Origin of the sequence: Paraburkholderia sp. Ac-20340 (assembly GCF_017104965.1) — a bacterium.
Classification (GTDB): domain Bacteria; phylum Pseudomonadota; class Gammaproteobacteria; order Burkholderiales; family Burkholderiaceae; genus Paraburkholderia.
Window position 1 is genome coordinate 18789 of record NZ_JAAGPR010000001.1, and the last position, 25459, is coordinate 44247.

Annotated in this window: 22 protein-coding genes; 7 read left to right on the forward strand and 15 right to left on the reverse strand. The window is 63.9% G+C overall.

The features are described 5' to 3' along the window. Window positions 1-22 precede the first annotated feature (22 nt). The 4 genes from G3N59_RS00095 to G3N59_RS00110 form a co-directional block, all read right to left on the reverse strand. On the reverse strand, window positions 23-487 hold the full coding sequence (locus G3N59_RS00095) for a PRC-barrel domain-containing protein (RefSeq protein WP_205980443.1): 465 nt from the start codon (window positions 485-487) through the stop codon (window positions 23-25). A 241-nt stretch (window positions 488-728) separates the two neighbouring features. Beyond that, on the reverse strand, window positions 729-2282 hold the full coding sequence (locus G3N59_RS00100) for a methyl-accepting chemotaxis protein (protein ID WP_205980444.1): 1554 nt from the start codon (window positions 2280-2282) through the stop codon (window positions 729-731). A 319-nt stretch (window positions 2283-2601) separates the two neighbouring features. Further along, window positions 2602-3741, reverse strand: a complete 1140-nt coding sequence (locus G3N59_RS00105; RefSeq protein ID WP_205980445.1) for a porin — start codon at window positions 3739-3741, stop codon at window positions 2602-2604. A gap of 340 nt (window positions 3742-4081) precedes the next feature. Further along, window positions 4082-5665, reverse strand: a complete 1584-nt coding sequence (locus G3N59_RS00110) for an MFS transporter (RefSeq protein ID WP_205980446.1) — start codon at window positions 5663-5665, stop codon at window positions 4082-4084. Window positions 5666-5818: 153 nt separating this feature from the next. On the opposite strand from G3N59_RS00110, the gene G3N59_RS00115 reads away from it, so the two are divergent. After that, the gene (locus G3N59_RS00115; protein WP_205980447.1) at window positions 5819-6736 is read left to right on the forward strand and encodes a LysR family transcriptional regulator; all 918 of its coding nucleotides are present in this window, start codon (window positions 5819-5821) and stop codon (window positions 6734-6736) included. Here the strand turns inward: G3N59_RS00115 and G3N59_RS00120 are convergent. Further along, entirely contained in the window at window positions 6702-7640 is a 939-nt protein-coding gene (locus G3N59_RS00120; protein ID WP_205980448.1) for a LysR substrate-binding domain-containing protein, read from the reverse strand. The two genes, G3N59_RS00115 and G3N59_RS00120, sit on opposite strands and share 35 nt — an antisense overlap. 150 nt (window positions 7641-7790) lie before the next feature. Here G3N59_RS00120 and G3N59_RS00125 point away from each other — a divergent pair, with 150 nt between their 5' ends. The 5 genes from G3N59_RS00125 to G3N59_RS00145 are packed head-to-tail and all read left to right on the forward strand — an operon-like array spanning window position 7791 to window position 11871. After that, a complete protein-coding gene (locus G3N59_RS00125; RefSeq protein ID WP_205980449.1) occupies window positions 7791-8450 on the forward strand; it encodes an RraA family protein in 660 nt (219 codons plus the stop codon). A 27-nt stretch (window positions 8451-8477) separates the two neighbouring features. After that, complete coding sequence (locus G3N59_RS00130; protein ID WP_205980450.1) at window positions 8478-9158, forward strand: RraA family protein; 681 nt, start codon at window positions 8478-8480, stop codon at window positions 9156-9158. Then, window positions 9158-9799, forward strand: coding sequence for a dimethylmenaquinone methyltransferase (locus tag G3N59_RS00135; RefSeq protein WP_205980451.1), 642 nt, complete (start codon window positions 9158-9160; stop codon window positions 9797-9799). The genes G3N59_RS00130 and G3N59_RS00135 overlap by 1 nt, the downstream gene beginning before the upstream one ends. Then, window positions 9799-11016 (forward strand): pyridoxal phosphate-dependent aminotransferase, encoded by a 1218-nt coding sequence (locus tag G3N59_RS00140; RefSeq protein WP_205981041.1) that lies wholly within the window; start codon window positions 9799-9801, stop codon window positions 11014-11016. The genes G3N59_RS00135 and G3N59_RS00140 overlap by 1 nt, the downstream gene beginning before the upstream one ends. Window positions 11017-11058: 42 nt before the next feature. Next, the gene (locus G3N59_RS00145; RefSeq protein WP_205980452.1) at window positions 11059-11871 is read left to right on the forward strand and encodes an alpha/beta hydrolase; all 813 of its coding nucleotides are present in this window, start codon (window positions 11059-11061) and stop codon (window positions 11869-11871) included. A gap of 1 nt (window position 11872) precedes the next feature. Here G3N59_RS00145 and G3N59_RS00150 read toward each other — a convergent pair whose 3' ends face one another. The 3 genes from G3N59_RS00150 to G3N59_RS00160 all read right to left on the reverse strand — a co-directional run bounded on the left by G3N59_RS00150 (window position 11873) and on the right by G3N59_RS00160 (window position 15769). Then, a complete protein-coding gene (locus G3N59_RS00150) occupies window positions 11873-13528 on the reverse strand; it encodes a tannase/feruloyl esterase family alpha/beta hydrolase (protein WP_241023099.1) in 1656 nt (551 codons plus the stop codon). Between the two features lie 11 nt (window positions 13529-13539). Next, window positions 13540-14664, reverse strand: coding sequence for an OpgC domain-containing protein (locus tag G3N59_RS00155; RefSeq protein WP_205980454.1), 1125 nt, complete (start codon window positions 14662-14664; stop codon window positions 13540-13542). A 241-nt stretch (window positions 14665-14905) separates the two neighbouring features. After that, a complete protein-coding gene (locus tag G3N59_RS00160; RefSeq protein ID WP_205980455.1) occupies window positions 14906-15769 on the reverse strand; it encodes an NmrA family NAD(P)-binding protein in 864 nt (287 codons plus the stop codon). 150 nt (window positions 15770-15919) lie between these two features. On the opposite strand from G3N59_RS00160, the gene G3N59_RS00165 reads away from it, so the two are divergent. Beyond that, the gene (locus G3N59_RS00165; RefSeq protein ID WP_205981042.1) at window positions 15920-16852 is read left to right on the forward strand and encodes a LysR family transcriptional regulator; all 933 of its coding nucleotides are present in this window, start codon (window positions 15920-15922) and stop codon (window positions 16850-16852) included. 37 nt (window positions 16853-16889) lie between these two features. On the opposite strand, the gene G3N59_RS00170 is transcribed toward G3N59_RS00165, so the two are convergent. The 7 genes from G3N59_RS00170 to G3N59_RS00200 are packed head-to-tail and all read right to left on the reverse strand — an operon-like array spanning window position 16890 to window position 25099. Beyond that, window positions 16890-18086, reverse strand: a complete 1197-nt coding sequence (locus G3N59_RS00170; RefSeq protein ID WP_205980456.1) for an efflux RND transporter periplasmic adaptor subunit — start codon at window positions 18084-18086, stop codon at window positions 16890-16892. Further along, window positions 18087-19664 carry an efflux transporter outer membrane subunit gene (locus G3N59_RS00175; protein WP_205980457.1) on the reverse strand — a complete coding sequence of 526 codons (1578 nt, stop codon included), beginning with the start codon at window positions 19662-19664 and terminating at the stop codon, window positions 18087-18089. Then, window positions 19661-20614, reverse strand: a complete 954-nt coding sequence (locus G3N59_RS00180) for a glycosyltransferase family 2 protein (protein ID WP_205980458.1) — start codon at window positions 20612-20614, stop codon at window positions 19661-19663. The genes G3N59_RS00175 and G3N59_RS00180 overlap by 4 nt, the downstream gene beginning before the upstream one ends. 52 nt (window positions 20615-20666) lie before the next feature. After that, window positions 20667-22220: a DHA2 family efflux MFS transporter permease subunit gene (locus tag G3N59_RS00185; RefSeq protein ID WP_205980459.1), complete on the reverse strand. Its 1554-nt coding sequence runs from the start codon at window positions 22218-22220 to the stop codon at window positions 20667-20669. Further along, entirely contained in the window at window positions 22217-23551 is a 1335-nt protein-coding gene (locus tag G3N59_RS00190; protein ID WP_205980460.1) for a nucleotide disphospho-sugar-binding domain-containing protein, read from the reverse strand. The genes G3N59_RS00185 and G3N59_RS00190 overlap by 4 nt, the downstream gene beginning before the upstream one ends. A gap of 16 nt (window positions 23552-23567) precedes the next feature. Next, window positions 23568-24137, reverse strand: coding sequence for an isoprenylcysteine carboxylmethyltransferase family protein (locus G3N59_RS00195; RefSeq protein ID WP_205980461.1), 570 nt, complete (start codon window positions 24135-24137; stop codon window positions 23568-23570). Window positions 24138-24172: 35 nt separating this feature from the next. Then, window positions 24173-25099 carry an alpha/beta hydrolase gene (locus tag G3N59_RS00200; protein ID WP_205980462.1) on the reverse strand — a complete coding sequence of 309 codons (927 nt, stop codon included), beginning with the start codon at window positions 25097-25099 and terminating at the stop codon, window positions 24173-24175. Window positions 25100-25459 lie beyond the last annotated feature (360 nt).

The window sequence follows — 25459 nt, forward strand, 5'->3', positions numbered from 1 at the left end:
GGCGCGCCCTGTATTTGCTGCATTACAACTTCACGCCGCCGGCTTCGGGCGGATCGGCGGGATCGTCCTGCCAATGCGGGCGCACGCCGTAGTAGTCATGCAGCGTGGTGGCCCAGCCGATATCGGCCATCGCCGGCCAGTGGTCCTTGTCGAAACCCGGCGCCTGCTTGACGCGCTCGCCGGTCACATTCAGCACGAAGCATTTACGCTCCACATCGAGCGCGAGCGCGACCCACGGCAAGGCCAGCAATTTATCGCCGATACCGAGAAAACCGCCGCTCGACATCACCGCATAGACGATACGGCCCTGCTGAACGTCGATCATGATTTCCTTGATCTTGCCGACTTCTTCGTTATCCGAACTATAGACGCGGTCGCCTTCCAGCGTGCTGGCGGCGATGACAAACGGTCCGGGGCCGCCGGACGATGTGCCGCTCGCGCCGACGATGCGCGCGCCGCCCGTTGCAGTAGTGGTGGGGATGGACATGATGAGCTCCTGAAAAGGGATGAACGACGTGGATTCGCCTGCTCGTCGTACCGCTTCTTGAGCAACGTGCGCGCCCGGCAAAGTCAGCCGGATGCGTGGCACGCGCGTTGCGACTAGCGCGCTCGATCATTTCTATTCAGACTCGATGGTCAATACTCATTCGCTCATACCGGCAAACCTGTTCCCGTGATGCTCGTGCCCGAACTCAATCACGTTGGTTCGACGTTGGCGCATCACGCCATCACACCATCGCGCCTTCCACCTTGAACGCGGCCACCAGCGTATTGAGCGAATGCGCGTGATCCGCGAGCGATGACGCGGCGGCTGCGCTCTGTTCGACCAGCGCCGCGTTCTGCTGCGTGACTTCGTCCATCTGCGTGACGGCGAGACCGACCTGCTCGATGCCGTCGCTCTGTGCGCGCGAGGCCGAGGCAATTTCGTGAATCAGCGTGGCCACGCGCGTCGTGGAGGTCTGAATCTCTGCCATCGCGCCGCTTGCTTCGGTCACGAGCACGGCGCCGCTCGCCACGCGTCCGGTCGAGCCTGCGATCAGCGTGCCGATTTCCTTCGCCGCCGCCGAAGCGCGTTGCGCGAGACTGCGCACTTCGCCCGCCACCACGGCAAAACCGCGTCCTTCTTCACCGGCGCGCGCGGCTTCCACCGCCGCATTGAGCGCGAGAATATTGGTCTGGAACGCGATGCTTTCAATCGTACCGATGATGTCGGTCATCTTCGACGAACTGGCGTGAATCTCGTGCATGGTCTGCTCCATGCGCGTGACCGCGTCGCGCCCGCGCCCGGCCACGTCGGCAGCGCCCAGCGCGAGATCGCGCGCCTGCTGCGCGTTGAGCGCGTTGGTCTGAACCGTGCTGATCAACTCCTGCATCGCGGCGGCGGTTTGCGCGAGCGACGAAGCTTGTTCTTCGGTACGCTGCGAAAGATCGATATTGCCGCTCGCGATCTGTTGCGTGGCGGTAGCCATCGCGTTCGCACCGGCATGCACCTGTTCCATGGTTTCGCGCAGACGCGTCTGCATGGCGGCTAGGCCGTCGAGCAGCACGCCCATTTCATCGGCGCGCTGGATGCTCACGTGCGTGGTCAGATCGCCGGCGGCGATGGCGTCGAATTGCGCCATCGCCGCGCGCAGCGGGTCCATCACCGCGCGACGCAGACCGCGCCAACTCAGGAACGCGATCAACATCGCCAGCGCGATGCTCGCGCCGCACATCACGCCCAGCATGCGAAAGCGCGCGCCCGAAGCGGCGTCGGCCTGACGCGCCGCTTCGTCCAGATAACGTTCGAGCGCGGTCTGGCTGGTGTTCATCGCCGTATAGAGGCCGATCAGTTCGGCGGCGCGCTGCTCGTTCATCCAGCTGGCGTCGTGGCCGCGGATGGCCGTGATCAGACGGTCGATCGCATCGCGGCGTACCGCAGTGCGTTTCGCGTCGAGATCGTCGGTGAGCGTTTGCAGCTCGGGCGTCTTGGGCAGCGCGCGAAACTGTTGCCACCAGCGGTCCGAATCGGCCAGCAGCGATTGCGCGCGGTCGAGTTGCGGGCCGAGTTGCGGCGAATCGGGATTCGCCATCGCCCAGTCGAGACCGAAGCGCGCGCGCGACATCGCCGTGCCGGATTTGCCGAGCGCCACCGCCGAAGCGAAATGGACCGCATAGGCGTCATGCTGTGCGCGATTGGTCAGGTCCATGCCGAACAGGCTCACCACACCCATCGCGATGACCAGCGCCCCGAGCGTCATCACCGTCAAGGCGAGCCGCAGATTGATCGTCAGGCTTTTCATTGTTGTTCCATATGCGAAACGATGCACCGTATATGAAAAGTATAACGGCAGGGCAGAGGTGGAAATTAAATGCGATGGGTGGGTGTTTACCCTTGGGGCGGTGCACAAAATAAAAAAGCCCGTCCACAAGGACGGGCAAAAAAGGACGAATGTGCGACCAGCGTGAGCATCACGATCGGCTTTCAGAAAACAAAGATCGAATAGTGATCCTTACTATATTGCACACTTCATCCGGAGAACGTTGAAGCATAAAAGCCATGCAAACGGCGCGCGTGAAGGATCAAACCTGCGCTGCCCCATCTACATCGCTATTGTGCGATCAGAAGCGCGTGAGCATGCCCACCGCGCCCATCACCTGATTGCCCGTCGACGACGAACCGCCCGCGTTATACATGACCGCGACGTTCTTGTTACCCGTTGCGTGCTGGTACATCGCTTCGGCATAGAGTTCCGTGCGCTTGGACAGCGAGTAACGCGCGATCGCGTTCACCTGGCTCCACTTCGGATCGGCGCCATACGAGGTCGCGCCGCTCAGGTGAGCGTCGGTGTACGCATACGACAGGCCGGCCTTGAAGGCGGGCGTGAAGTTGTACATGCCGTTGACTTCGTAGTTGTCGAAGCGAACCGATCCATTGCTCAGACCGAATGCGCTCGTGCCCTGGTACTGGCTATGCGAATACACGAAGCCCAGCACGGCCGGCCCGATCGCGTAGTTCACGCCTGCAGCGACGGTGCGTTGCACGTCGGACGTGAGGCTGCCCTTGACTTCGGCCTGATCGACGGCGCCTGTGGTGTTGGTGAAAGCGGTGCCCGTCTTCGAGCCCGAGCCGTTGCTTTGCAGATAGCCAGCCGCGGCCGTCAACGGGCCGTAGGTGTAGCTGGCGGCGGCGCTATATGCGCGGCTGACTGCGAATTCGGTGCTGTTGCTGAACGCGTACATGCCGCCGAACTTGAAGCCACCGTAGTTCAGGCTCGTGTATTTGACCGAGTTGTTGAAACGGACGCTGTGCTGGAGGTTGTCGTTGTCGTACGGATGCGCGAAGCCCGAATCGCCGAAGGTGCCGGCGGTGGCCGACAGCGGCGAAACGAAGTCGACGATGTCGTCGTACTGGCGGCCCATCGTCAGCGTACCGAAGGCGTTGCTGCTCAAACCGACAAACGCCTGGCGGCCGAACATACGGCTGTTCTGGCCCAGCGTACCGTTGTTGACGTTAAAGCCGTTTTCAAGGGTGAAGATGGCTTTCAGGCCGCCACCGAGATCTTCTGCGCCTTTGAGGCCGAAGCGGCTGCCGCTGATGTTGCCGCTCGCCAGCGCAACGCGGCCGCTGCCGCCCACGTTGTTCGTATAGGCGATGCCGGCGTCGACGAGGCCGTACAGGGTCACCGAGCTTTGAGCGTGTGCGGAGGAGGCGGCGGCGAATGCGGTCACGCAAGCGGCGGCGATCGAAATTTTTTTCACTGTGAGACTCCAGTTCTATAGGTACGCTGGGTTGAGACGCCAGCGAGTATAGAAAAGGGCCTGCGAAAAAATGCGCGCCGGTTGGCGCAGGGTCCCTTCCGGAATCTGGAAGAATGGATTCAAAAAATTGAAATAATTGGCGGCAAGCCATGTTTCATAACGCTCGCGCAAGCCCGGTGGCGTGGGGGATTGCGTCGCCCGGCGTCGCGGAGTCGCGTTTCTGCAACATCGGAAAGTGAAACAATCGGGCGTCGATGGAGGTCGAGTGATTCTTTCGATCTCGAAGTGGACGCCCGCTATATCGTGGCCACCGCGCTGCGTTATATGGCTTTCGAAACACTCATGATTTAAGGCCTTTTCCGCGAAAGATGAAGTAGCTCGATACCGCCATCAGGCTCACGGCAATCGCACCATAAAGCATCAGCACGCCGAAGCCGTGAATCAGCGCGCTTCGGCTAATCTGCGCGAAATGCTCCGCGCTCAGGGCAGATGCGCCGATGAAAGCCGCCGCCTCGCTCGGTACGAGATCGCCCGCTGCCACGCGGCTGGCCAAGGCATGCCATGTTGCGCTTTCCGCAGGTACATCCAGCGCCGCCTGCAAACGATGCGAGACGCCTTCCACCAGCAGCAAGCCCATCAACGCGATATTGACTGCGAGCGTGATCATGCGTGCGCTCATGTCGATACCCGATGCCATGCCCGCACGCGACGCGGCAACCGAACTCGTCGTGGTGTTCGTGACCGGCGTATTGGTCATGCCAAGTCCCGCGCCTGCCAGCAGGCAACCGGGCAACACGGCCCATCCGCCCGCATGGCCGAACCGGCTGCCGATCCACATCACGAAGAAACCCAGGCCGATGGTGAGCAGCCCGGCAGGAATCACCAGTCCAGGCCGGTAACGCAGCGCCAGCCGCTCGCCAACGGGCGGAAACACCAACGTGGGCAAGGTATAGGCAAGCAGCGAAAGCCCCGCGGCAACCGGCCCTTCGCCCAGCGCGCGCTGAAAGTAAATCGGCAAATAGATGATGAAGGCCCAGAAGCTGAAATTCATGCCCACCGATCCCAGCAACGCGCCGGAAAAGTTGCGCACCTTGAACACCGAGAAGTCGAACATCGGATGCGCGATGCGCGTTTCCACGCCGTAGAACAAGGCCAGGCTGAGGGCGCTGGCGGCGAGAATCGTCAGGCTGGTAGCGCTGGTAAAGCCTTTGTCGCCGCCTTGCGTAATCGTCCAGACGAAGCCGAAGATCGCCGCCGAAAGCGTCACCATGCCCCAAACGTCGAGCCTGCGTGCCTGCGGGTCGCGCGATTCCTGCACGCCGGCCCACGCGAGCCCGAGCGTCACGACAGCGAGGCCGACGTGAATCCAGAACACCCACTGCCAGCTGGCCAGCGCGACAATCGCGCCGCCTACCAGCGGCCCGAATCCCAGCCCGATGCCGAGCACGATGCCCCATACGCTGAAGGCCCGCGCACGCGCGGCGCCTTGCTGAAACTGATGCGACAGCACGGCAACCAGGCAGATCAGCATTGCGCCGCCGCTTGCGCCTTGCAGGGCGCGGCTTGCAATCAGCATCGCCGATGTCTGCGCCAGCCCGCACAGCAGCGAGGCCACGCCAAACAACGCAATCGTGCCGATAAAAATGCGCTTGCGACCGAAGCGGTCGGCAAGCGTGCCGGTCGCCATGAGTACCGTCGTGCAGGCGATGGTGTAGGCGTTCATGATCCACTGAATCTGCTTGAAATCGCCGTGAAGCACGGTTTCGAGTGTGGGCAGAATGACCGGGACACTGGAGATTTCCAGCGAAAACATCATCGCTGCGAGACAGACGGCGATCAGTGCGACCGTGTTTCGTTGTGTGTGCAACGGTGTTGACGGTGGCTCGATCTCGCCTGTTTCCTGTTCGATTTCGCAAACCTGCATGACTCGCTCCAGAAAGGGTTTTGACGCGGCCGCATGCAAAGGGGCCGTTCATCATCGGATTTTCATGAGCAGTCTAGAGGAATATAATTCCCCTATTGACGCATATCATTCCCTCTATAGCGTCCCGCACGGAACCAATTAAAAGGGCAACAGATGAAAGACAACCTCGATGGCGTAGCCACTTTCGTGCAGGTGGTAGAAGCGGGCAGTTTCGCACTGGCGGCCGAGCGCATGAATCTCACGCGCTCGGCGGTGGGCAAGGCCGTCAGCCGGTTAGAGGCGCGTCTGGGCGTGCGGCTGATTCATCGCAGCACGCGCAGCCAGTCGCTCACGACCGAAGGGCAGTCGTATTACGAAGGCTGTGTACGTGCGCTCGCGGAACTCGATAACGCCGAGGCCGCGCTCGATCATAGCGGCATCGAGCCAAGCGGCCGCCTGCGCGTAAGCGTGCCGGAGGCGTTCGGTCATCTGTGCGTGGCGCCTGTCATGCTCGATCTCGCACGTCAGCATCCGAAGCTGCAGATCGATCTGTCGTTCACCGACCGCATGACGGATCTGGTCGAAGAAGGCATCGATCTGGCCGTGCGTATCGGCGAGTTGCGCGACAGCACCACGCTGGCGGCGCGTCATCTCGGCACGCAGCATGTGGTGATCGGCGCATCGCCCGACTATCTGGCGCGGCACGGTACGCCTGCGAGTATCGACGATCTCGCGGATCACATCGGCATCGGCTATTCGATCGGCGGCAATGTCGCGCCGTGTTGGGGCGGCGCCGTGATGACGGGCGGCGACGGCGGCGTGCAGCCGGTACGTATCCGCTCGCAGATCAGCATGGACGATATTCAGGCGATCGCGGCGGCGGCAATCGACGGTTACGGGCTGGCGTGGCTGCCGTGCTGGCTGCTCACGCGCTTCACGCAGAGCGGCGTGCTGGTGCCGGTGCTCGGCAACTACCGCGTGCGCTCGCAGGAAATCTACGCGGTCTGGCCCAAGGTGCGCCATTTGCGAGCGAAGACGCGCGTGGCGATCGACGCGCTCAAAGAGCGGATTCCGGCGATGATCGGCGCGTAGCGGGTTTGTGCTTGTTGAGTAGCGCAAGCACTTCATCCACCATCGGATTATGACGATCAGGATTCCATAGCAATGCGGCCGTCACCACCATGATCTTTTCCTTGAGCGGACGCACGACGACGTTTTCCGGCGCGAGGCGGCGCATCGAAGCGGGCACCAGCGCCACGCCCTGACCGCAGCCTACGTAGGCGATCTGCGAAGTCACGGAACGCACTTCGTGCGTAATGCGCGGCGTCAGACCATGCGTGCGGCAGACGGCGGTGAGCATGTCGAAGTAGACCGGGCTGACCTGCCGCGAGGACATCACCAGTTGCTCATCGGCCAATGACTGCAGGCGCACACGCGGCAGCGCCGCGAGCGCGTGGTCGCGTGGCAGCGCCACGGCCAGGCGGTCTTCGGCGAGCGGCAGCGTGGCGATCGTGCCGCCCACTTCGCCGTCCACACGCACGAAAGCCAGATCGAGTTCGCCTCTTTCCAGTTGCGGAACGGCATCCACGCTGTCGATTTCCTTCACGAACACGCTCAGATGCGGATGCGCGCGTTTGAGCGCGTCAAGCAGCGGCGGCACGGTTTCGAGCATTGCCGATGTAATCGCGCCTACCTGCAAGACACCGGATTGACCGGCGGCGACTTCCCGCACGACGCGCTCCAGTTGCTCGACGTGGCCCGCGAATTGCCGCACGGCAGGCAGGATCGCCGCGCCTGCGGGGCTCAATTGCGTGCCTTGGCGCGATCGATGGAAGAGTTGCAGCTTGAGCGACTGTTCGAGCACCTTGATCTGCTCGGTGAGCGGCGGCTGGGACATATTCAGGCGCTGCGCGGCGCGCCCGAAGTGCTGTTCCTCGGCAACGGCGAGAAACATCCAGAGCTGGCGTATCAGCCGGAAATCGATGGTATGGCTCATGGCGGGCTCATTAGGTACGCGTACAGGTCTACGTACTGATATACGTACAAACGTGTTCCAGAATTCGTATCACGGAGATACGAAACGCGAATTTGTCATATCAGCGGGACAGCGCGAGGATTGTCGCACTTTTCAACGGAAACGAGCGCGATGAACTCCACCTCCATTCTCGACCGCCTTGCCGCGCTGGACACCAACACGGTGTCCGATGCGCTCGACTTTCTCGGCCTGCCCGGCGCGACATTCGGTCTGCGGCCGTTGTGGGATTGCCCGAAGATCGTGGGCCGCGCGAGCACGATCCAGCTTGGACCCAAGACCGACGCGAAGCCCACGGTCCACCTGATTTCGCCCGTGATCGACGCCGTCACCAGCGACGATCGTGTGCTGGTGATCGCGGGCGGCGCGAACGGCGTGTCGTGCTGGGGCGACATTCTCGCCAACGCGGCGACGGCAAAGCGCATTCGCGGCTCCGTCATCGACGGCGTGAGCCGCGATATCGAGGGCAGCGAAGCGGTCGCTTATCCGGTCTATGGGCGCGGCGTGACGATGATCAGCGCACGCAATCGCGTGATCCAGCTCGACTCGGGCTGCGCGGTTCAAGTCGCGGGCGTGACGGTGAACGAGGACGACTATGTGATTGCCGATCGTTGCGGCACGGTGTTCGTGCCCGCAGCCCGCATCGAAGCGGTGCTCGATCTGGGCGAGCGCATCGCGCGGCGCCAGGACGGCATGGTCGCGGCGGTACGCGCGGGCCGCTCCGTTGCCGAAGTCATGCATGACAAGGAATTCGAGGCCATCGCGGCCCGCTAACCCCTCTTTCGACAAGGAATGTGCGCGATGACGCAATCCCTCAAGGCGAGCGCCGAAGACCAGCAACTGGTCGCGCTCTTCGAAGGCCTCGATACGCCTGGCGTTTCCGATGCGCTCGACAAACTCGGCCTGCATGGTCAGGCGCTGGGCATCATGCCGCTCGCGGACGATACGCGCGTGGTCGTCGGCCCGGCGTTCACGGTGAAATACGTGCCGGCCAGCGTGCCGCCGGGCACGGTCGGCGATTTTATCGACGAGGTCGCGCCGGGCGACGTGATCGTGATCGATAACGACGGCCGCACCGATTGCACGGTCTGGGGCGACATCATGACCCAGTACGCGGGCTTGCGCGGCATCGCGGGCACGGTGATCGACGGCGTTTGCCGCGATGTAACGAAGGCGCTGGGCGAGCGTTATCCGCTCTTCACGGCGGGCCGCTTCATGCGCACTGGGAAGGACCGCGTGCAGGTCGAAGCGGTCAACGGCACGGTTGCGATCGGCACCGTACGCGTGATGGCGCGCGATATCGTGGTCGCCGATGTCAATGGCGTGGTCATCGTGCCGCGTGCACGGGCGCGCGAAGTGGCGCAAACGGCGCGCGCGATCGAAGCCACGGAAGCGCGTATTCGCGAGGCGATCGCGCAGGGCAAGACCTTGGGCGAAGCGCGCGCCGCGCTCGGTTATCACCAGTTGCAGAGGAAAGCCTGATGTCCGCGATTCGACACTATGACCGCGCGCTGCTGGAGCAGGCGTGCAAACTAGGCACATCGACCTTACATGAAGCATCGGGACTCCTTACGAGTTCCGTCGATCCCGCCATCCGCACGATCTGGCCGGGCGCGAGCGTGGCCGGTCCGGCGTATCCGCTCGAGTGTTCGCCGGGCGACAATCTGGCGATTCATATCGCCATGGAAAAGGCGCCGCGCGGCAGCGTGCTGGTGGTCTCGACGGGCGGTTTCGTTGCCGGATATTGGGGCGAAGTGCTGACCGTCGCCGCCGAGGCAACGGGCGTTGCAGGCCTGGTAATCGACGGCGGCGTGCGCGATATTGCGGCGCTCACGCAGCGGCGCTTTCCGGTGTTCACGCGCGGCGTGTCGATGCGCGGCACGATCAAGGCCAGCGCGCCATCGGTTGGCCAGCCGCTGAGCTTTACGGGCACGCCGGTGAGCGCAGGCGATCTGGTCGTCGCCGATGACGACGGCGTGCTCGTGATTCCGGCCGCCCACGTACAGGCCACACTCAGCCGTGGCCAGGCGCGCGCAGACAAGGAAGCCGGCATCATGGAGCGCCTGCGCGAAGGCAAAACCACACTGGATTTACTGGGGCTTTCGCAATGGAGGGCGGCGTGATGGCATCGAACGCGCAATCCTTGAACCGCTTTCTTGCTGGCGCGAAACCGTCGGCCACCTATGCCGTGATCGATCGCGTTGCCGCGCGCCGCGCGAGTGGCGCGGCCGTGATATCGCTCAGCGCGGGCGAGCCCGATTTCGACACGCCCGCTCACATCTGCGAAGCGGGCATAGCCGCGATACGCGCAGGCCACACGCGTTACACGCAGGTGGCCGGATTGCGCGCGCTGCGCGAAGCCATCGCCGCGAAGTTCCAGCGCGAAAACGGCCTTGAGGTGGACTGGCGCGATACGCTCGTTTGCAGCGGCGGCAAGCAGGTGATTTTCAATGCGCTGGCCGCCACGCTGAATGTGGGCGACGAAGTGATCGTGCCCGCGCCGTACTGGGTCAGCTATCCGGAGATCGTGCAGTTGTGCGGCGCGCAACCGGTGACGGTGCCGTGCGATGCCACGAGCGGTTTCAAACTCACGCCCGCTGCGTTGCAGGCTGCAATTACGCCGCGCACGCGCTGGCTGATCCTCAATTCGCCGTCGAATCCCACGGGCGCGGTCTATGATCGCTCAGAATTGCAGGCGCTGGCCGAAGTGCTGCTCGAGCATCCGCAAGTGCTCGTTTTGTCGGACGATATCTACGAGCATCTGATTTTCGACGGCCGGGCGTTCTTCACGCTCGCGCAGGTCGAACCGCGTTTGCGCGACCGCGTGCTGACGATGAATGGTGTTTCAAAAGCCTATGCGATGACGGGTTGGCGAATTGGCTTCGCGACCGGGCCGCGCTGGCTGATCGACGCGATGGAGAAATTGCAGGGCCAGCAAACCTCGGGCGCATCGAGTATTTCGCAACATGCGGCATTGGCCGCGCTCACGGGGCCGCAAGATTTCATCGCGCAATCGCGCGCAGTGTTCCAGCGCCGCCGCGATTCGGTCGTGGCCCAACTGAACGATGCGCCCGGTTTGCATTGCGAACTCCCGCAGGGCGCATTCTATGCGTTCGCGTCATGCGAAGGTTTGCTGGGCAAAACCACGCGCAGCGGCGCGCGGCTCGATAGCGACGAAGCCGTCGTACACGCCTTGCTCGACGAAGCCGGGGTGGCGACGGTGCATGGCAGCGCATTTGGCCTGGGTCCGTATATCCGCATTGCCTATGCACTGGACGATGCGTCGCTGACGCAAGCCTGCGCAGCCATCCAGCAATTTTGCCGCTCGCTCGCGGGCTGAATGGCACCGAGTAGCACCGAGTAGCACCGAGGAGAACAGAGGATGTCACACGAATTCAAGCACGAGCGCGTGGCGTTGAGCGTCGACGGCACGCCGCTCGAAGTTAGCGCAATATTTCGCGGCGGCGATAAAGATAAAACGCCGATTGTGTTTCTGCACGGCTTCGGCTCCACCAAAGAGGATTACGCCGATATCGTGCGGCACGCGCAGTTCGCCGGTCATCCGTTTCTGGCGTACGACGCGCCGGGTTGCGGCGAAACCTGGTGCGCCGATCTTTCGCGCATCGACATTCCCTTTCTCGTGCGAACGGCATTGGCGATGATCGAGCGCGTGGGCTTCACCCGCTTTCATCTGGTTGGGCATTCAATGGGCGGGCTGACTGCGCTGATGCTTGCGCACCAGCATCCGGCACGCGTGCTCAGCTTTGTCGATATCGAAGGCAATATCGCGCCCGAAGACTGCTTTCTTAGCCGCCAGATTGTCGATCACGCGCGTGAAAGCGATGAACGATTCTTCGACGATTTCATCGAGCGTACGCGTCATGCGCCGGCCTACGCCAGCGCGCTCTACGCCGCGAGCCTGCGCCACAAGGTCCGCGCGCAAGCCGTGGGACCGATTTTTCGCTCGATGGTGGCGCTATCCGATAACGGCGATCTGATGCAGAAGTTTCTCGCGTTGCCGTTTGCGCGCCTGTTCATGTATGGCGCGCAGAATGCCACGCTGTCGTATCTGGATTCGTTGCGTGCGCAAGGTGTTTCGCTGGCGGAAATCGCGGACTGCGGGCACTTTCCGATGTACTCGAACCCGGTTGCGATGTGGCGTGAGATCGCCGCGTTTCAGGCGCAAGCCGTCTGAATTACGAGGTCGCGCACACGTAGCTGCTGGCGCGATTGAGATTGCCTTTGCCCGTATAGCGTGGAAACGCCGGATAGCGGCACAGCGGGCGCGTGCGCCCGTTGCTGGGCTGCGCGATATCGGTGGCGAGCAGCGTTTCCGGCGCGACGCCGTGCGAAACCCAACCGTCCAGTGCGCCCAGCAGATCGACCGAAGGAATAAACACGCCGTTGCCGTGCTGGAAACCCGGCACCATGTAGAGCCGCATGAAGCTGTCCACGCGGTCTTCGCCGTAACGTGCGATCAGACTGTCGTAATAGGCGATGGTCTGATTCGGGCTGATGACTTCATCGGCGAGACCTTGCAGCGTGATGAGCTTGCCGCCGCGCGCGAGGTAGTGCGTGATGTCGGGATTCATCGCGCCGATGGTCGCGGAAAGCGTGTAAAGACGCTGCTGATAGCGGCCCGGGCGCGTCACGTCGAAGTTGATCGCGTCGAAGGTCGGGTCGTGCGTGACGAAGTATTTGATGTACGCATCGCCTTGCGCGAACAGGTAGCCGTTCGCCACGAAAGTGGGCCGCGGCAGGCGTTCGGGTTCGTGCGCGAGGCCCAGCATGCTGGTGAAGCGCACGCCCTGAAAGACGTTGTAGCCGCGATAGCGGTCCACATTCCAGGCGAGCGGATATGGCAGGCGCAAGCCGTCGCGCAGATGTTCGAGCGTTGCGAGTTGCGGCGGCGTGAGACATTCGTCGGCGGCCACGGGCGCGCCCGCTTCATAGGCCGGGCAGCGCAGCGATTCGATGATCCCGGCTTCCTTTGCGCGGCAGCCTTCGACATCGCTGATGATGCCGTCGGCGGCGCCGTCGAGCGTATCGCACACCTGCATCGCGCGTTCGTACACATGTTCCAGCAATAGCGGCGAGAGATAGCCGCCCGGCGTGCGGTACTCGCGCTGGCCGACCGTTACGCCCATCAGGCGCACGCCCGAAAAGTTCAGCGCGGGGGCGTTAGCGATCACGCCGTCGTAGTCGTCGGGATAGCGCTGGATCACGGTGTAGCCTTCGCGGCCGCCCGTGGAGCCGCCCGCGAAATACATATGCTCGGGCGTGCGGCCATAACCGCGCTCGATCAGCGCGAGCGCGACGTCATGCACTTTTTTCAGGTGCGCGTAACCGAAGTTGGTCACGGCTTCGTCGAGCAGGCCGAAATTCGCCTGCGAGGAATCGCCGTTGTGGCCCGAGTCGTCGCCGAAGGTGGCGTAGCCGCGCGCGAGCGGGGCGCGGTCGGGCGAGAAGGGCGTCGGCCCGGTGCCGGTCACGACAATGCCGCTATAGCCTCCGCCGCCGAATTGCACCGCGCGGCCATTCCAGCGGCTCGGCAGATTGAGTTCGAAGCGGATATCGGGCGTGCCGGCCGTCTGCGGGCGGATCACGCCGGTCAGGCGGCAATAGTCGCCGTCAAGATTGCCGGTAGCGGTCGCGCCGATCATCACGGCGCTTTGCACGAGCGCGCCGCCGGTGGGCAGGCCGATGCTGGCCGGCGGCAACAGCGTGCCCGTGAGGTCGGTGCAATGCAGCGGCAGCGCGGGCGAGCGCTGGGCGTGAGCCTGCGTGCTCAGCGCGAGCGCGAGTAAAAGCGCGGCGTGGTGGGTCGCCTTCAAACGGTTGAATGCCTGCAAGCCGCTTTGCTTCATCCGCAACCGGCCCGGCGTTTGGATTCGGCGTGGCTCGCCACGCGCGCCTTTTGCCGCCCGGCCATGCCGCGCCAGGCGTGCGCAAGCATCAGCGTCGCGCCGATCGCCACGGCGTCGCCCGCGAGTGCTGCGCCGAACGCCGCCGCGCCGTGCAGCGCGTGCGGTGTCGCCGTATCGACGGCGAGCGAAATCAGCGTGCCGCCCACGAAACACACCAGGCCCGTGCGCCCGACTGTCACCACCGACGGCAGGCGTGCGGCCAGCCGCGCAATGGTGCCGCGATGCACGAAATACGCGGCCACCATCGCGATCACGATGAAGTTGACGACACGGGAGAACGCCAGATGCTGTTTCATGGCTCCAGGCAAAGGTTGAGTCAATACGAGCAGTTTCACCGCCGCGAACGCCGCCACGGCTGCGAAGGCGATACGCACAAGCCAGCGCGCGGCCTCCGACGCCTTGAAATCGGCGGGCACCGGATGCAGCCGGCACAGCATGCCGAACACGAACATCAGTTGCCAGGCGAACGGATTGAACGACCAGTCGGCGACGTGTCCGGCACTGAACAGCGCGGCAAGCTGCGGGGCGATCACCCAGATCAGCAGGCTCGCGGCCAGCGTGAACAACGGCGCGCGGCGGGCAAACGGCACGGCGGCGGGCACGCACAACGCAAATATGACATACATCGGCAGCACGCTGGATAGATACGGCTGGCGTGCGAGCACGAGAATGTTCAGCGACTCGCGCAGCGGATGCAGCGCGAACGGTCCCCAGCCGCTCAGATCGGCGGCGAGCGGATTCATATGAAGCATCGCAAGCAGCGCGCCCGAGAGCAGCGTAAGCAGCGCCGTAAGCAGATAGGCGCGGTAGATTTCCCAGCTACGGCGCAAAAAGCGGCCCTTGGCGGCACTCGCGCCGCGATGCGCGTGCACCGCCATATAAGCCGCCGCCGATGCATAGCCGCCGAGAAAAACGAACACCTCGGCGGAATCGCATAAGGCATACGCATGCAACATCACATGCGAGAGCGCGCTGCCCGGAATGTGATCGAGCACGATCACGATCAGCACGATACCGCGGAAAAAATCGACTTCGATTGAACGCCCCTGACGCGCTTCCATGTGTCCCTCGACAGCAAGCAGATCGCACGCAGCCGTGCACGCGATCGTTCGATGAAAGGTATGGAAGGCAACGTGACAGGTGCGCGCGCATTGAATTCAGCCACCGCGATGTCGCGCTGCCCATGCCCGTACGAGCGCATCGGGCAGCGAACGTTCCCCGCGGCATGCATAAACCTGCGCAGATGACCGGTTCGCCATATTGAAGCCAGCGTAAGGCCAGTTTCGCGCGCGAGGGGCGGCATCACGCGTTGCGTGCAACGAGTTCCTTGATGGCAGCTTCCAGCGTGACGCGACCCTTGAGCGATTCGGCTGGCGCCTCGAATTCGATCCAGCCTTCGTTGAAGCCGTCGATCATTTGCATGCGCGGAGCAGGATGAAGCATGCCTTGAGCCAGAAAGCGCGCTTCCCACTGATCGCGCGGAACGGCGGTTGTTTTCACCGGCTTGCCGAGTGCCGTACCGAAGGCTGCGGCGATGTCGTTGGGCGTGACGCGGCGCGGTCCCTCCAGTTCCACCACGCGCACGCCGCTCCAGGTTTGCTGCAACAACTGCGCGGCTACGCGGCCAATGTCGGCGGTGGAGACCATCGGCACCGGTTTATCGAGCGGTTGCAGCCAGCTTTCGATCACGCCCGATTCGCGTGCGGATGCCACGTCCCATGCGGCGTTTTCGAAGAACCAGGCCGCGCGTAAAAAGGCGACCGGCATCGGCAATTGACTCAAGGCCGTTTCCATCAGGCCAAGCTGATTGAGCAGATTCGGTTGCGTTGCCTGCGCGCCGATGGTCGAGAGCACGACCACGCGTTGCGGCCTCGCGGCGCGCAGCGCCTCGTGCAAGGCGGCGATCGTGCGTTTCGATTCGGCGAAATCCGGTGACGGATCGAAGACCGGCGGCAGCAGCACGAACACGCCCTGTGCGCCTTCGAAAGCCTGGCGCAATGCCGCGCTGTCGTTCATATCGGCGATGGCGATTTCGCAGCCGCGCGCCGCCCATGTTGCGGCTTTTTGCGCGTTGCGCACCACGGCGCGCACGGCTTGCTGCTGTTCGATGAGCGTCTGCGCGAGCGCGCCGCCAACCTGACCTGTCATGCCTGTAATTGCAAACATCGGCTTGCTCCAGTTCGGAAAAGGAATAAAAGGATTCGACGGACTGGATTGTGTGCGCGGCGGGCCTGGGAATCCATGACATGAATGGCATTTGATTCATGACACAATGGCATGACGCTACAACGCGTAGACATGGAAGAGGAAACCACGATGTCCTTCGACGAACGCATTCTCAACGGTATGGGCGTGCTGACCGCTATCGTCGATAGCGGTAGTTTCGCGGGCGCGGCGGAGCGGCTCGATATGTCGCAATCGGGCGTGAGCCGTTCGGTGGCGCGGCTGGAAGCGCGGCTCGGCATTCGCCTGTTCGATCGCACGACGCGCACCGTCACGCTCACCGACGAAGGCCGTCGTCTCTATGAACAGGTCGTGCCGCTGCTCGAAGGTCTGGAGCAGGCGGCGGCGAGCGCAGCGGGCGGGGCGAACGCCGTGCGCGGCAAACTGCGCGTGAATGTCGACCCGTTTTTCTCGAAGATCGTGCTGAGCCCGCGCATCGGGCAATTTGTCGAGCGCTACCCGGAGCTTGAGCTGGACCTCATCACGCGCGACGAACTCGGCGACATGATTGCGGATGGCTTCGATCTGGCGGTGCGTTTCGGCGTGCCGCGCCCGTCAACGCTGGTGGCGCGCAAGCTGCTGGAGACGCGCATCGTCACTGCGGCTTCGCCGGGCTATCTGAAGAAGCGCGGCAGGCCGCTCAAGCCTGCTGACCTCGAGCGCGAACCGCATGAATGCATCCAGTTCCGCGATCCAGAAACGGGGCGGCCGTTCGTGTGGGAGTTTCACCGGCCGCGCAGGAAAGTGGTGATCGCCGCGCGCGGGCGGCTGACCGTCAACGATGTATCGACGATGCATGGCGCGTGTCTGGCCGGACACGGAATCGCGCAGATCATGGCGCTGGGCACGCAACCGCTATTCGATAGCTGCAAGCTGATCGATCTATTCCCCGATTGGCCCGACGAGCGTTTTCCGCTTTACGCGCTTTATCCGTCGCGGCGGCATCCATCGGCGAAAGTGCGGGCGTTTCTGGAGTTCATCGTCAAGGTGACGGGGGCGGAGGTCACGGATGTGCCTTGGTATTGAGGCACAAACCAGGCACAAACCGGACACTCGCGCGCTTTCAATTGCCCCGATTTTCGCGGATCACTTTCTCCGCCGCCGCTTGCGCTTCGCTTGCCACACCGTCGTGCACACGCGTGGCGAGCGCGGCTAACGGCGTATCCGAATCCAGCAGATGTCCATCGCGTTCGTGCGTATCGACACGTACTTTCATCGATAGCCCGATACGCAAGGGATGCGCGGCGAGATCGTCCGGGTCGATCGAAATCACGACGGGCACGCGCTGCACGACCTTGATCCAGTTGCCCGCGGCGTTCTGCGGCGGCAGCATCGAAAACGCGCTGCCCGTGCCAGCGGAAAACCCTTCCACGCGCCCGCGATAGCTCACCTTCGATCCGTAGATATCCGAATTAATGATGACGGGTTGACCCACGCGCATATTGCGAATCTGTCCTTCCTTGAAATTGGCCTCCACCCACAAACCGTGCAATTGCACGAGCGACAGCAGCGCGAGACCGGGCCCGACCTGCTGGCCGATCTGCACGGTGCGCTGTCCCACCACGCCGTCGATAGGCGCGACGATGGTGGTGCGCTTCAGATTGCGCCATGCCAGCTTGAATTGCGCGACGGCCTGAATGACGCCCGGATTGTCTTCGACGGCGAGGCGGCTGCCCATCGCGCGCGCTGCATCCAGTTGCGCCTGCGCGGCGCCAAGCTGGGCCTGCGCGCCGGTCACCGCCGCGCGTGCGCGAGCCAGTTCTTCGGGCGAAACCACTTCCACCGAGGCATGATCGCGCGCCGCCAACGCACGCTGCGCAAGATCCAGATCGGCTTGACGCGCCTTGACCGCTTCGGCGTACATCGTCGCCGAATAGCGCGCGTTGGCGGTCTGCCGCACGGCTTGCGCGAGTTGCGCCTTTGCCTGCGCCAGGGCGACGGACGCTTCGGCGTCGTCGAGTTGCACGAGCGGCTGGCCGGCGCGCACGCGTTGCGTATCGGCGGCGAGGACGTCGATGACCGTGCCCGCCGTTTGCGCGGCGATCTGCACGACGTTGCCGGCGACATAGGCATCGTCGGTGTCTTCGCGAAAGCGCGCCGCGGTGTACCAGTAGAGCGCGGCGGCGATGGCCGTCACGGCCGCCACCGAGCCGAAGATCGCGAAGCGCCGTTTGCGCGTCGCGCGCTTGCGGGCGAGTGCGGCCGCATCCGCGCCGAACGTGGCGGGGTCGGGGTGCAGGTTGGTGTGGTCGTGGTGCATTTAATTGAAATGCGTGAGGTTGGTTTGATCGCCGGGCTTATCTGCGGCCCGATCTGTCAATCGGTCATGCGAGGGAAACGCCACATCGAAGTGCGAGATCGCCGGTCCCGGCAGCGTGCGCTCGTCGAAGCCGCCGCCCAGTGCGCCGATCAACGCCACCCGCAGCGTGCGCCGTTGCGCCTGCAGATCGATCAGTTGCGCGCGTTCGTCGTAAAGCGTGAGCTTCGCGGTGTTCACGTCCTTTTGCATCAGCAGGCCGCGCCGGTGCCGCTCTTCGGCGATCGAGACATAGCGCTGCGCGGCGTCGGCGGCATCGCGCTCGCCGCTCACGAGGCGGTCCACGGTCTTGAGCGAGACCAGCGTGCGCGCGACGTCGCCCAGCGCCGAGTCGATGGTCTTGTTATAGAGGCCGATGGCGACATCGGCATTGGCGGCGTCGCCCGAGAGTTTCGCCTTGAGGCGGCCGCGATCGAACACCGGCAGCGACACGGCGGGCCCGACCGAGCCCGCGAGCGCCTGGCGCGAGAACATCGCGCCGGGCGTGAGCGCGAGCAGACCGGCGAAGCCCACGAGATTGACGTCGGGATAGAACTCGGCGCGCGTGCCGTCGATGGCGGCATACGAGGCTTCCACGCGCAAACGCGCCGCGACGATATCGGGCCGTCGCCCGAGCAGATCCGCGGAAAGACGCGAGGGCAGCGGTGTATCGACGAGATTGGCGGGGCGCGGCCGCGTCAGCGAAAGGCCGCGTTCGGGGCCGCCGCCGGAGAGCACGCCCAGTTGCAACTGCGCGAGGTGAATGCGTTCGTCGGCGAGTTCGATCTGCGTGATGAGCTTGTTGCGGCGCACGGCGGCGTCGTCGGCGTCGTAGCCGTTGTCGATGCCGCGCGCCGCGCGCTCGCGTAACACCGCCGTGATCTGGTCGCTCGCGTCGCGCTTTTCGATCCACAGATCGTGCAGCGCGTAGGCCTGGTCGAGATCGCAATAGAGCGAGACGATGGCAATCGCCAGCGTCAGGCGGGCCTGTTCTGCATCGACGCGCGCGGCATCGCGCAACGAGAGCAGGCCGCGCGTGGCCGCAGCATTGCGTCCCCAGAGATCGAGCTGATAATTGAGTCCCACGAAAATGGAGGACGGTGATTGAACAGGATCGCTAAATAACTGCACCGGTACGTCGTAGCCGTTGGCGGAGACATTGGCGACGCCGTTCGATTGCGGCATGCGCGCCTTGTTGACGCTTGCGCCTGCTGTCGCCGTGAGTCCCGTCAGCGATGAAAACTGCTGCAATTGCGCCTGCGCCACGCCAATGCGGGCTTTCGCGATCTGCAGGTCGGGGTTATGTGCATAGGCTTCCGCGACCAGTTGATCGAGTTGCGGATCGCCGAATTGACGCACCCAGTCGGGCGCGGGCCAGGCCGTGGCGCTGGCGGATTGCGGCGTGTCGGCCATGGTGCGCGAGAGCGCGTTCACGTCGGGCGTGTGCGGTTGCAAGGCAGGCATGATGGTCGGCGCGCAGCCGCAGACTAGCAGCGTTGCAGCGCAGAGGGCCATTAAAACGGCACTTTTTGGCGTGTTCATCCGCGCCGCTCCTGAAGCGTGACGCGGCGAATCCAGCGCGGCTGCGAAGCATCGAGCGGGCCGAGCCGGCCTAAAAAGCCGTCGAGCAAACCGTAGAAAATCCCTTTGAGTTTGGCGCGCTTGTCCTGTTCGCCCAACACGATCTGAACGATCTGCCAGAGCGTCAGCAGGTTCGGCACGAGTGCGACAGGAAAGCGTGGGCCATATTGAATCGCAATCTGCATGGCATTGCGCGCGCTGTAATAGCGGCGCGTCCACGCGTGATTCATCGTGGCGATTTCCAGCGGGCCAACACGCCGCCGCGCCTTTGCACCGATGCGATGGCGCAACACCAGCGCGGGCACGAGATAAAGCGGCACGTTGCGTGCGAGCGCACGAAAGCAGTATTCGGTATCGACGTGATCGATAAACAGCGCTTCGTCGAAGCGTCCGAGCGCTTTCCACGCTTCGCGCGATACAAAGCTGCCCGACGAAATCAGGAACGCGCAACGCATGGGCGCCGGCGTGCCTTGTTGCGTGTCTACCTGCAAACGACGCACGCCAATACCGTTGGTCGCGAGTTCGGGCAGAAAGCGGCCGTCGTTTTCATCGAAGATACGCGGCCCGGCGATGAATGCGCGTCCGGCAAGCCGCGCGGCGAGTGCGTCCATTGTCGGGAAATAGGCGGGCGGGACCACGGAGTCCTGGTCGAACAACGCCACGGCGTCGATCTTCGGATCGCGCGCAAACAGATGCGTCAGCCCCACGTTGTACGCGCCCGCAATGCCGCCGCGATTGCCGTGATGGATCAGCGTATAGCCGTCGCGCCTGGCGGCTTCGCGCGCGCTTGCGTCGGCCTGAGGCGTATTGTCGATGACCACGAGCGCCGCGCACGCTTCACGCAACGCGCGTAGCCGCGCGAGCTGTTTGCCGCTCGGGTGAAAGAGAATGACGAGTGCACCTGCCCGCATCGCGTGGTTCCTTTCGTGGTTTGATGTGTTGTTATCGTTGTGTGTTTTTAATTCAGTGGCCGATGGTCATTGCCGCGCCCCGTTTAGGTCGTGTCAGCCACATCAACGCGGCCAGCAGCACGCAGGTGACGCTGGCCATGAAGAACATATCGCTCGTTGCCATCATGTAGGCCTGCTGCATCGTGATCTGATGCAGCGCGCCCAGTTCGCGCGCACCGGTCACGCCCATCGCATGCAGCGTATCGACGAAATGCTGCGTGCCGCCCGATTCTTTCGTGACCGATTGCGAAACCGTTGCATAGTGAAACGTCGCGCGATGATCCCAGAGCGTGACGCTCATCGCGGTGCCGAAAGCGGCGGCCAGTGTGCGCAGAAAATTCGACAGACTCGATGCGGAAGCCAGTTTGTGATCGGGCACGCGCGAGAGCGTGGCGGCCGTGAGCGGAATAAAAAAGCAGGGCAGGCCAATGCCCTGAATCAGCCCCGGCGTGACGATCTGCGTGAACGTCATCGTCAGCGTGAAATGCGTGTCCCACCAGAGCACGGCGGCAAACACGAGAAAGCCGAAGGTGGCGAGCACGCGCGCGTCGAAGCGATGCGCGTACAGGCCGACGAGGATCGAGAACACCAGCGCAAGAATGCCGAGCGGCGCGGTGGCAAGCCCCGCGTGAAAAGCGTCGTAGCCCATCACGGCCTGTAGCCAGAGCGGGAACACCACGCCCACCACCGAAAAACTCGCCATGCCGAGCGAGATGATGAGTACGCAGAAAGAGAACGTGCGATCGCGAAAGAGGCTCAGGTCGATCACGGGCTGCGCTTCGCCGGCTTCCCAGAGCAGTAGTGACACCAGCGCGAGCGCGGCGACAATCGCCAGCGTGACGATCAGCGTGGAATCGAACCAGCCCGCGTCGTGGCCGAGATCGAGCATCGCCTGCAATGCGCCCACGCCGATCACAAGCAGCGCGATGCCGATGTAATCGACCGGCACGCGTTCGCCGCGCTTTGCGTCCTTCCGCAGCATGGTTGCACAGACAACGAAAGAGAAAAGCCCGATCGGCAAATTGATGAGGAAGATCCATTCCCACGAGAACACGTCGATCAGATAGCCGCCCACCACGGGGCCGAAGATCGGCGCAAGCAACACAGTCATGCCCCATAGCGCGAGCGCAAGCGTGCGTTTGTCGCTCGGGAAGGTGCGCAGCAGGATGGTTTGCGAGAGCGGCACCATCGGCCCGGAGCAGAGTCCCTGCAAGGCGCGGCAGATCACCAGCACGTGCAGATCGGCGGCGAGCGCGCACATCAGCGAAGTGAGCGTGAACAGCAGCACCGCGCCGATAAAAAGCCGCGTTTCGCCGATTCTGCGCGCGAGCCAGCCGGTCAGCGGCACGGCGATGGCGGCCGCCACCGAGTACGAACTGATCACCCACGTGCCCTGGCTGTTCGCCACGCCCAGGCTGCCCGAAATAGCGGGCACGGCCACGTTGGTGACCGTCGAGTCGAGCACTTCGATAAAGGTGGCCAGCGAGAGCGCGAAAGTCAGCAGCGCAAGGCGCAAGCCGCGCGTGGCGTGGCGTTCCGGCAGCGCGAAGGACGGTGCGGTGCTCATGCGCGAACCACCGCGAGCATGGGCGCAGGCACGGCTTCGTGCGCTGGCTGATGCGCCGTTTCCTGCGTGGCCGATGGCGCGAAGCGTTCGATGAAGCGCGCCGCTTCGGCGCAACCGTCGGGCGAGGCCGCGAGCTTGCCGCGCGTCTGTGCGCAGCGCGTGGCGATGCGCGAATCATGCAGCACGCGGGCGAGCGCGTGCGCCAACGCGGCGTTCGTGAACGGCGCATCCAGACGCACGCCGCAGCCCGCATCGGCGACACGCTGTGCATTGTCGAACTGATCGTGCGCGAACGGCGTGACCACTTGCGCAATGCCCGCTTCGAACGCGAGCGACGCGGTGCCGATACCGCCGTGATGCACGAGCGCGCGGCAACGCGGCAGCAGCGCGCGCAACGGCACATAACGCCGATGCAGCAGACGTTGGCGCGGCATATCGCGGCCGCGCTGGGCATCGTCGGGGGCGCTGTCGCCGCCTAGCAGCAGGCCGCGCGTGCCGGTCGCGCGCAAGGCGTGCAGGACCGCTTGCGCGTAGTGCGCGCCGTCCACCAGCGTCGATCCGGCGGTGAAGACCACGGGCGGCTCGCCGGCGGCCAGGAAGGCTTCGAGTTCCGCGTCGGGCGCGCCATCGTCGAGATCGTTGAAGAGCGGGAAGCCGCTGAGCGTGTGCTGCGCGGGCCAGTCGGGCTGTGGCGGCGCGAACCAGTCGGGAAAGAGGCAGAGCACGCCATCGGTCGAATGCAGCCAGCGGCCGAGGATGCGCTTCGCGGGCGGCAGCGAGAGCTTCACGCGCAACGCGTTCAGATGCGGGCCGCACACGGCGTCGAGTACGGCGCGCTCGATCAGCGTCATCAGCGCGGTCTTGATCGGCAAGGGCAGGCCGCGTGGAATCGTCAGGCGCTTGTGCGCGGGCGGCGCGTGCGCCGAAAGCAGTGTCGATGGTGAAACCTGTACGGACACGTATGGCGTGCCGTATTGCTCCTGCAAGAGGCGCGCGGAGAAGGCCCAGAGTGTGCCCACCAGGACTGTATTCGCGTCGAGCCTGGCGTGCAGCGCCTCGTAATGCGGTTCCAGCACGGGCGCAATCAAGGCCCACAGCGTCTTGAACGAGGTACGCGGATGCCAGAGCGCAGGATTCGCGAGCGCGGCCGTGTAGTCTTCGGCAAGGCCGATCGCGACGAAATCGAAGCCCTCGCGACGCACCGCCGGCTCGAATGGAGGATGCGTGCAGAACACGACGCGATGACCGCGCGCAGCCAGCGCACGGCCGACGCCGAGCAGCGGATGCACGTCGCCCGCCGAGCCGATCGCCGTGATGATGATCTGTGCCATCGGGCCGCCGCGCGCGTCAGTAGATGCCGGGAATCAGCGCGGCGACTTCGCGGCGGTAGCGCGCGTAGGCATCGCCGAAATGACCGGTGAGCCAGCTTTCCTCGACACGCACCTTGAAGGCCAGCGAAGCGAAAATCAGCACGACGCCCAGCGCGCCGCGCCAGGTTTCGCCGATGACCGCGGAACCCGCGAGAGCGATCAGGCAACCGGTGTAGATCGGGTGGCGCACGAGCGCATACGGGCCGCTGCGGATCAGTTCGTGGCCTTCCTTGAGCGTCACGGAGACACTCCAGTTCGTGCCCAGATGCAGGCGCGCCCACACCGAAAACAGCAAGCCGGCCACGAGCAGCGCGAGTCCGCCGAACTGCACTGCGCCCAGATGCGACCAGTCCGGCAGCAGCGCATCGAACGAGGGATCGGGCAGGATCACGAGCGCGCCGCCCACGATCAGCGGAATCGATTGCCAGGTGCGCGCGCTGCGCGCTTCCTTGCGCGCGGTGGTCTTGACGGCTTGCGCCGTCGCGATCCAGTACGCAAGCCACAGAAGCCACGGTACGACGATGGCGATACTTTGCACGATATTCATGAGCGGGCCTTGACGATGGGTTCGAGCGTTGCGGCTCAGGAAAGCACGGGCACCTGGAACGGCAGGCGCTGCGGCACGCTGGAGTTGGCGACCGGCGAAAGCTGCGGGATCGGTGCGATGGGCGTGAAGGTCTCGCGCTCGCCGCAGAAGAAGTCGCACAGCACCGTGCGCATCTGTTCCTGCTGCGCGCGGCCTTCGAGATCGAGGAAATGGCCTGCGCCGCGAATCGTCGAGAATTCGGCGTGGCGCACGTAATCGCCGAGGCGTCGCACATCGGCGGCAGTGGTGTAGTCGTCGAGATCGCCGTTGACGAATTTCACGTCGCAATCGATATGGCGAAACTCATTCAGATAGCGCTCCGGTTCCATCGCCAGAATCTGATCGACGTGGAAGGCGACCTGATCCTGTTCGTCGCGCGGCAGACGCGTGAGATAGCGGTAGTTGTAGAGCTTCATGATGCGCGGTAGATGGCGGCCCACGGTGTCGTTGAGTAGCTGCGCCGCCTGCAGGTTTTCGCCAGCGGCGATATGGTCGCGCGCGCGGGTGACGTAATCGGTCATCGCGGCGTTGAGGAACGGCGAGAACGACGCGATGGCCGCGCGGCGTACGCTGGCGCAACCGCGCGCGAGTGCGAACAGCGAAGCCACGCCGCCCCACGAAACCGACAGCAGGTACGCCGGACGGAAGCGATCGGCGATGTGCATGAGGATGTCGACTTCGTCGTCCTTGGTGAGCGCGTAGTCGCATACGTTGTGCTCGCGCGACTGGCCCGCGTAGGGCAGATCGAAGCAGAGCGCATTCACGCGTTCGCCCAGATAGCGGATGGTCTGGCCGAACGACGCGGTGGTCGCCAGTGCGCCATTGACCAGCAGCACGGTATCGAACGACGGATCGAAGCAATGATGCTCGACATAGACTTTGAGGCCACCCGGTAGTGGCAATACCTGCTTCTCGACGGACATGAGATTTTCCCCCCGCATGTAATGCCAAAAAGACGAACGCGACGAACGCACCCGCAGCCGGCCGGATAGCGAAATGACGCCTGTTGGGCGTATCGCATCCAGGATGGCTGCACTCGATTTCGCCAGGGCCGCGCCGCGTACCGATGCGTCGCGCCGCCTGCAATGTGCCGGCCCGTGGCTTGAAAACTTGTCCCCTCCAGGCCGAAGGTCGGGCGCGGCCGTGAGAGGCGGCCGCTTGCGCCTTGTACCGACGCTGTGCCCGATTGCTGCACTGCTTCTAACGCAACAGGTGTGCCATTTCGACTGAGGAATCGCGGCGGGAAGGACGCGACGGGTGCCGGATCGTTATGGGGCGGGCGT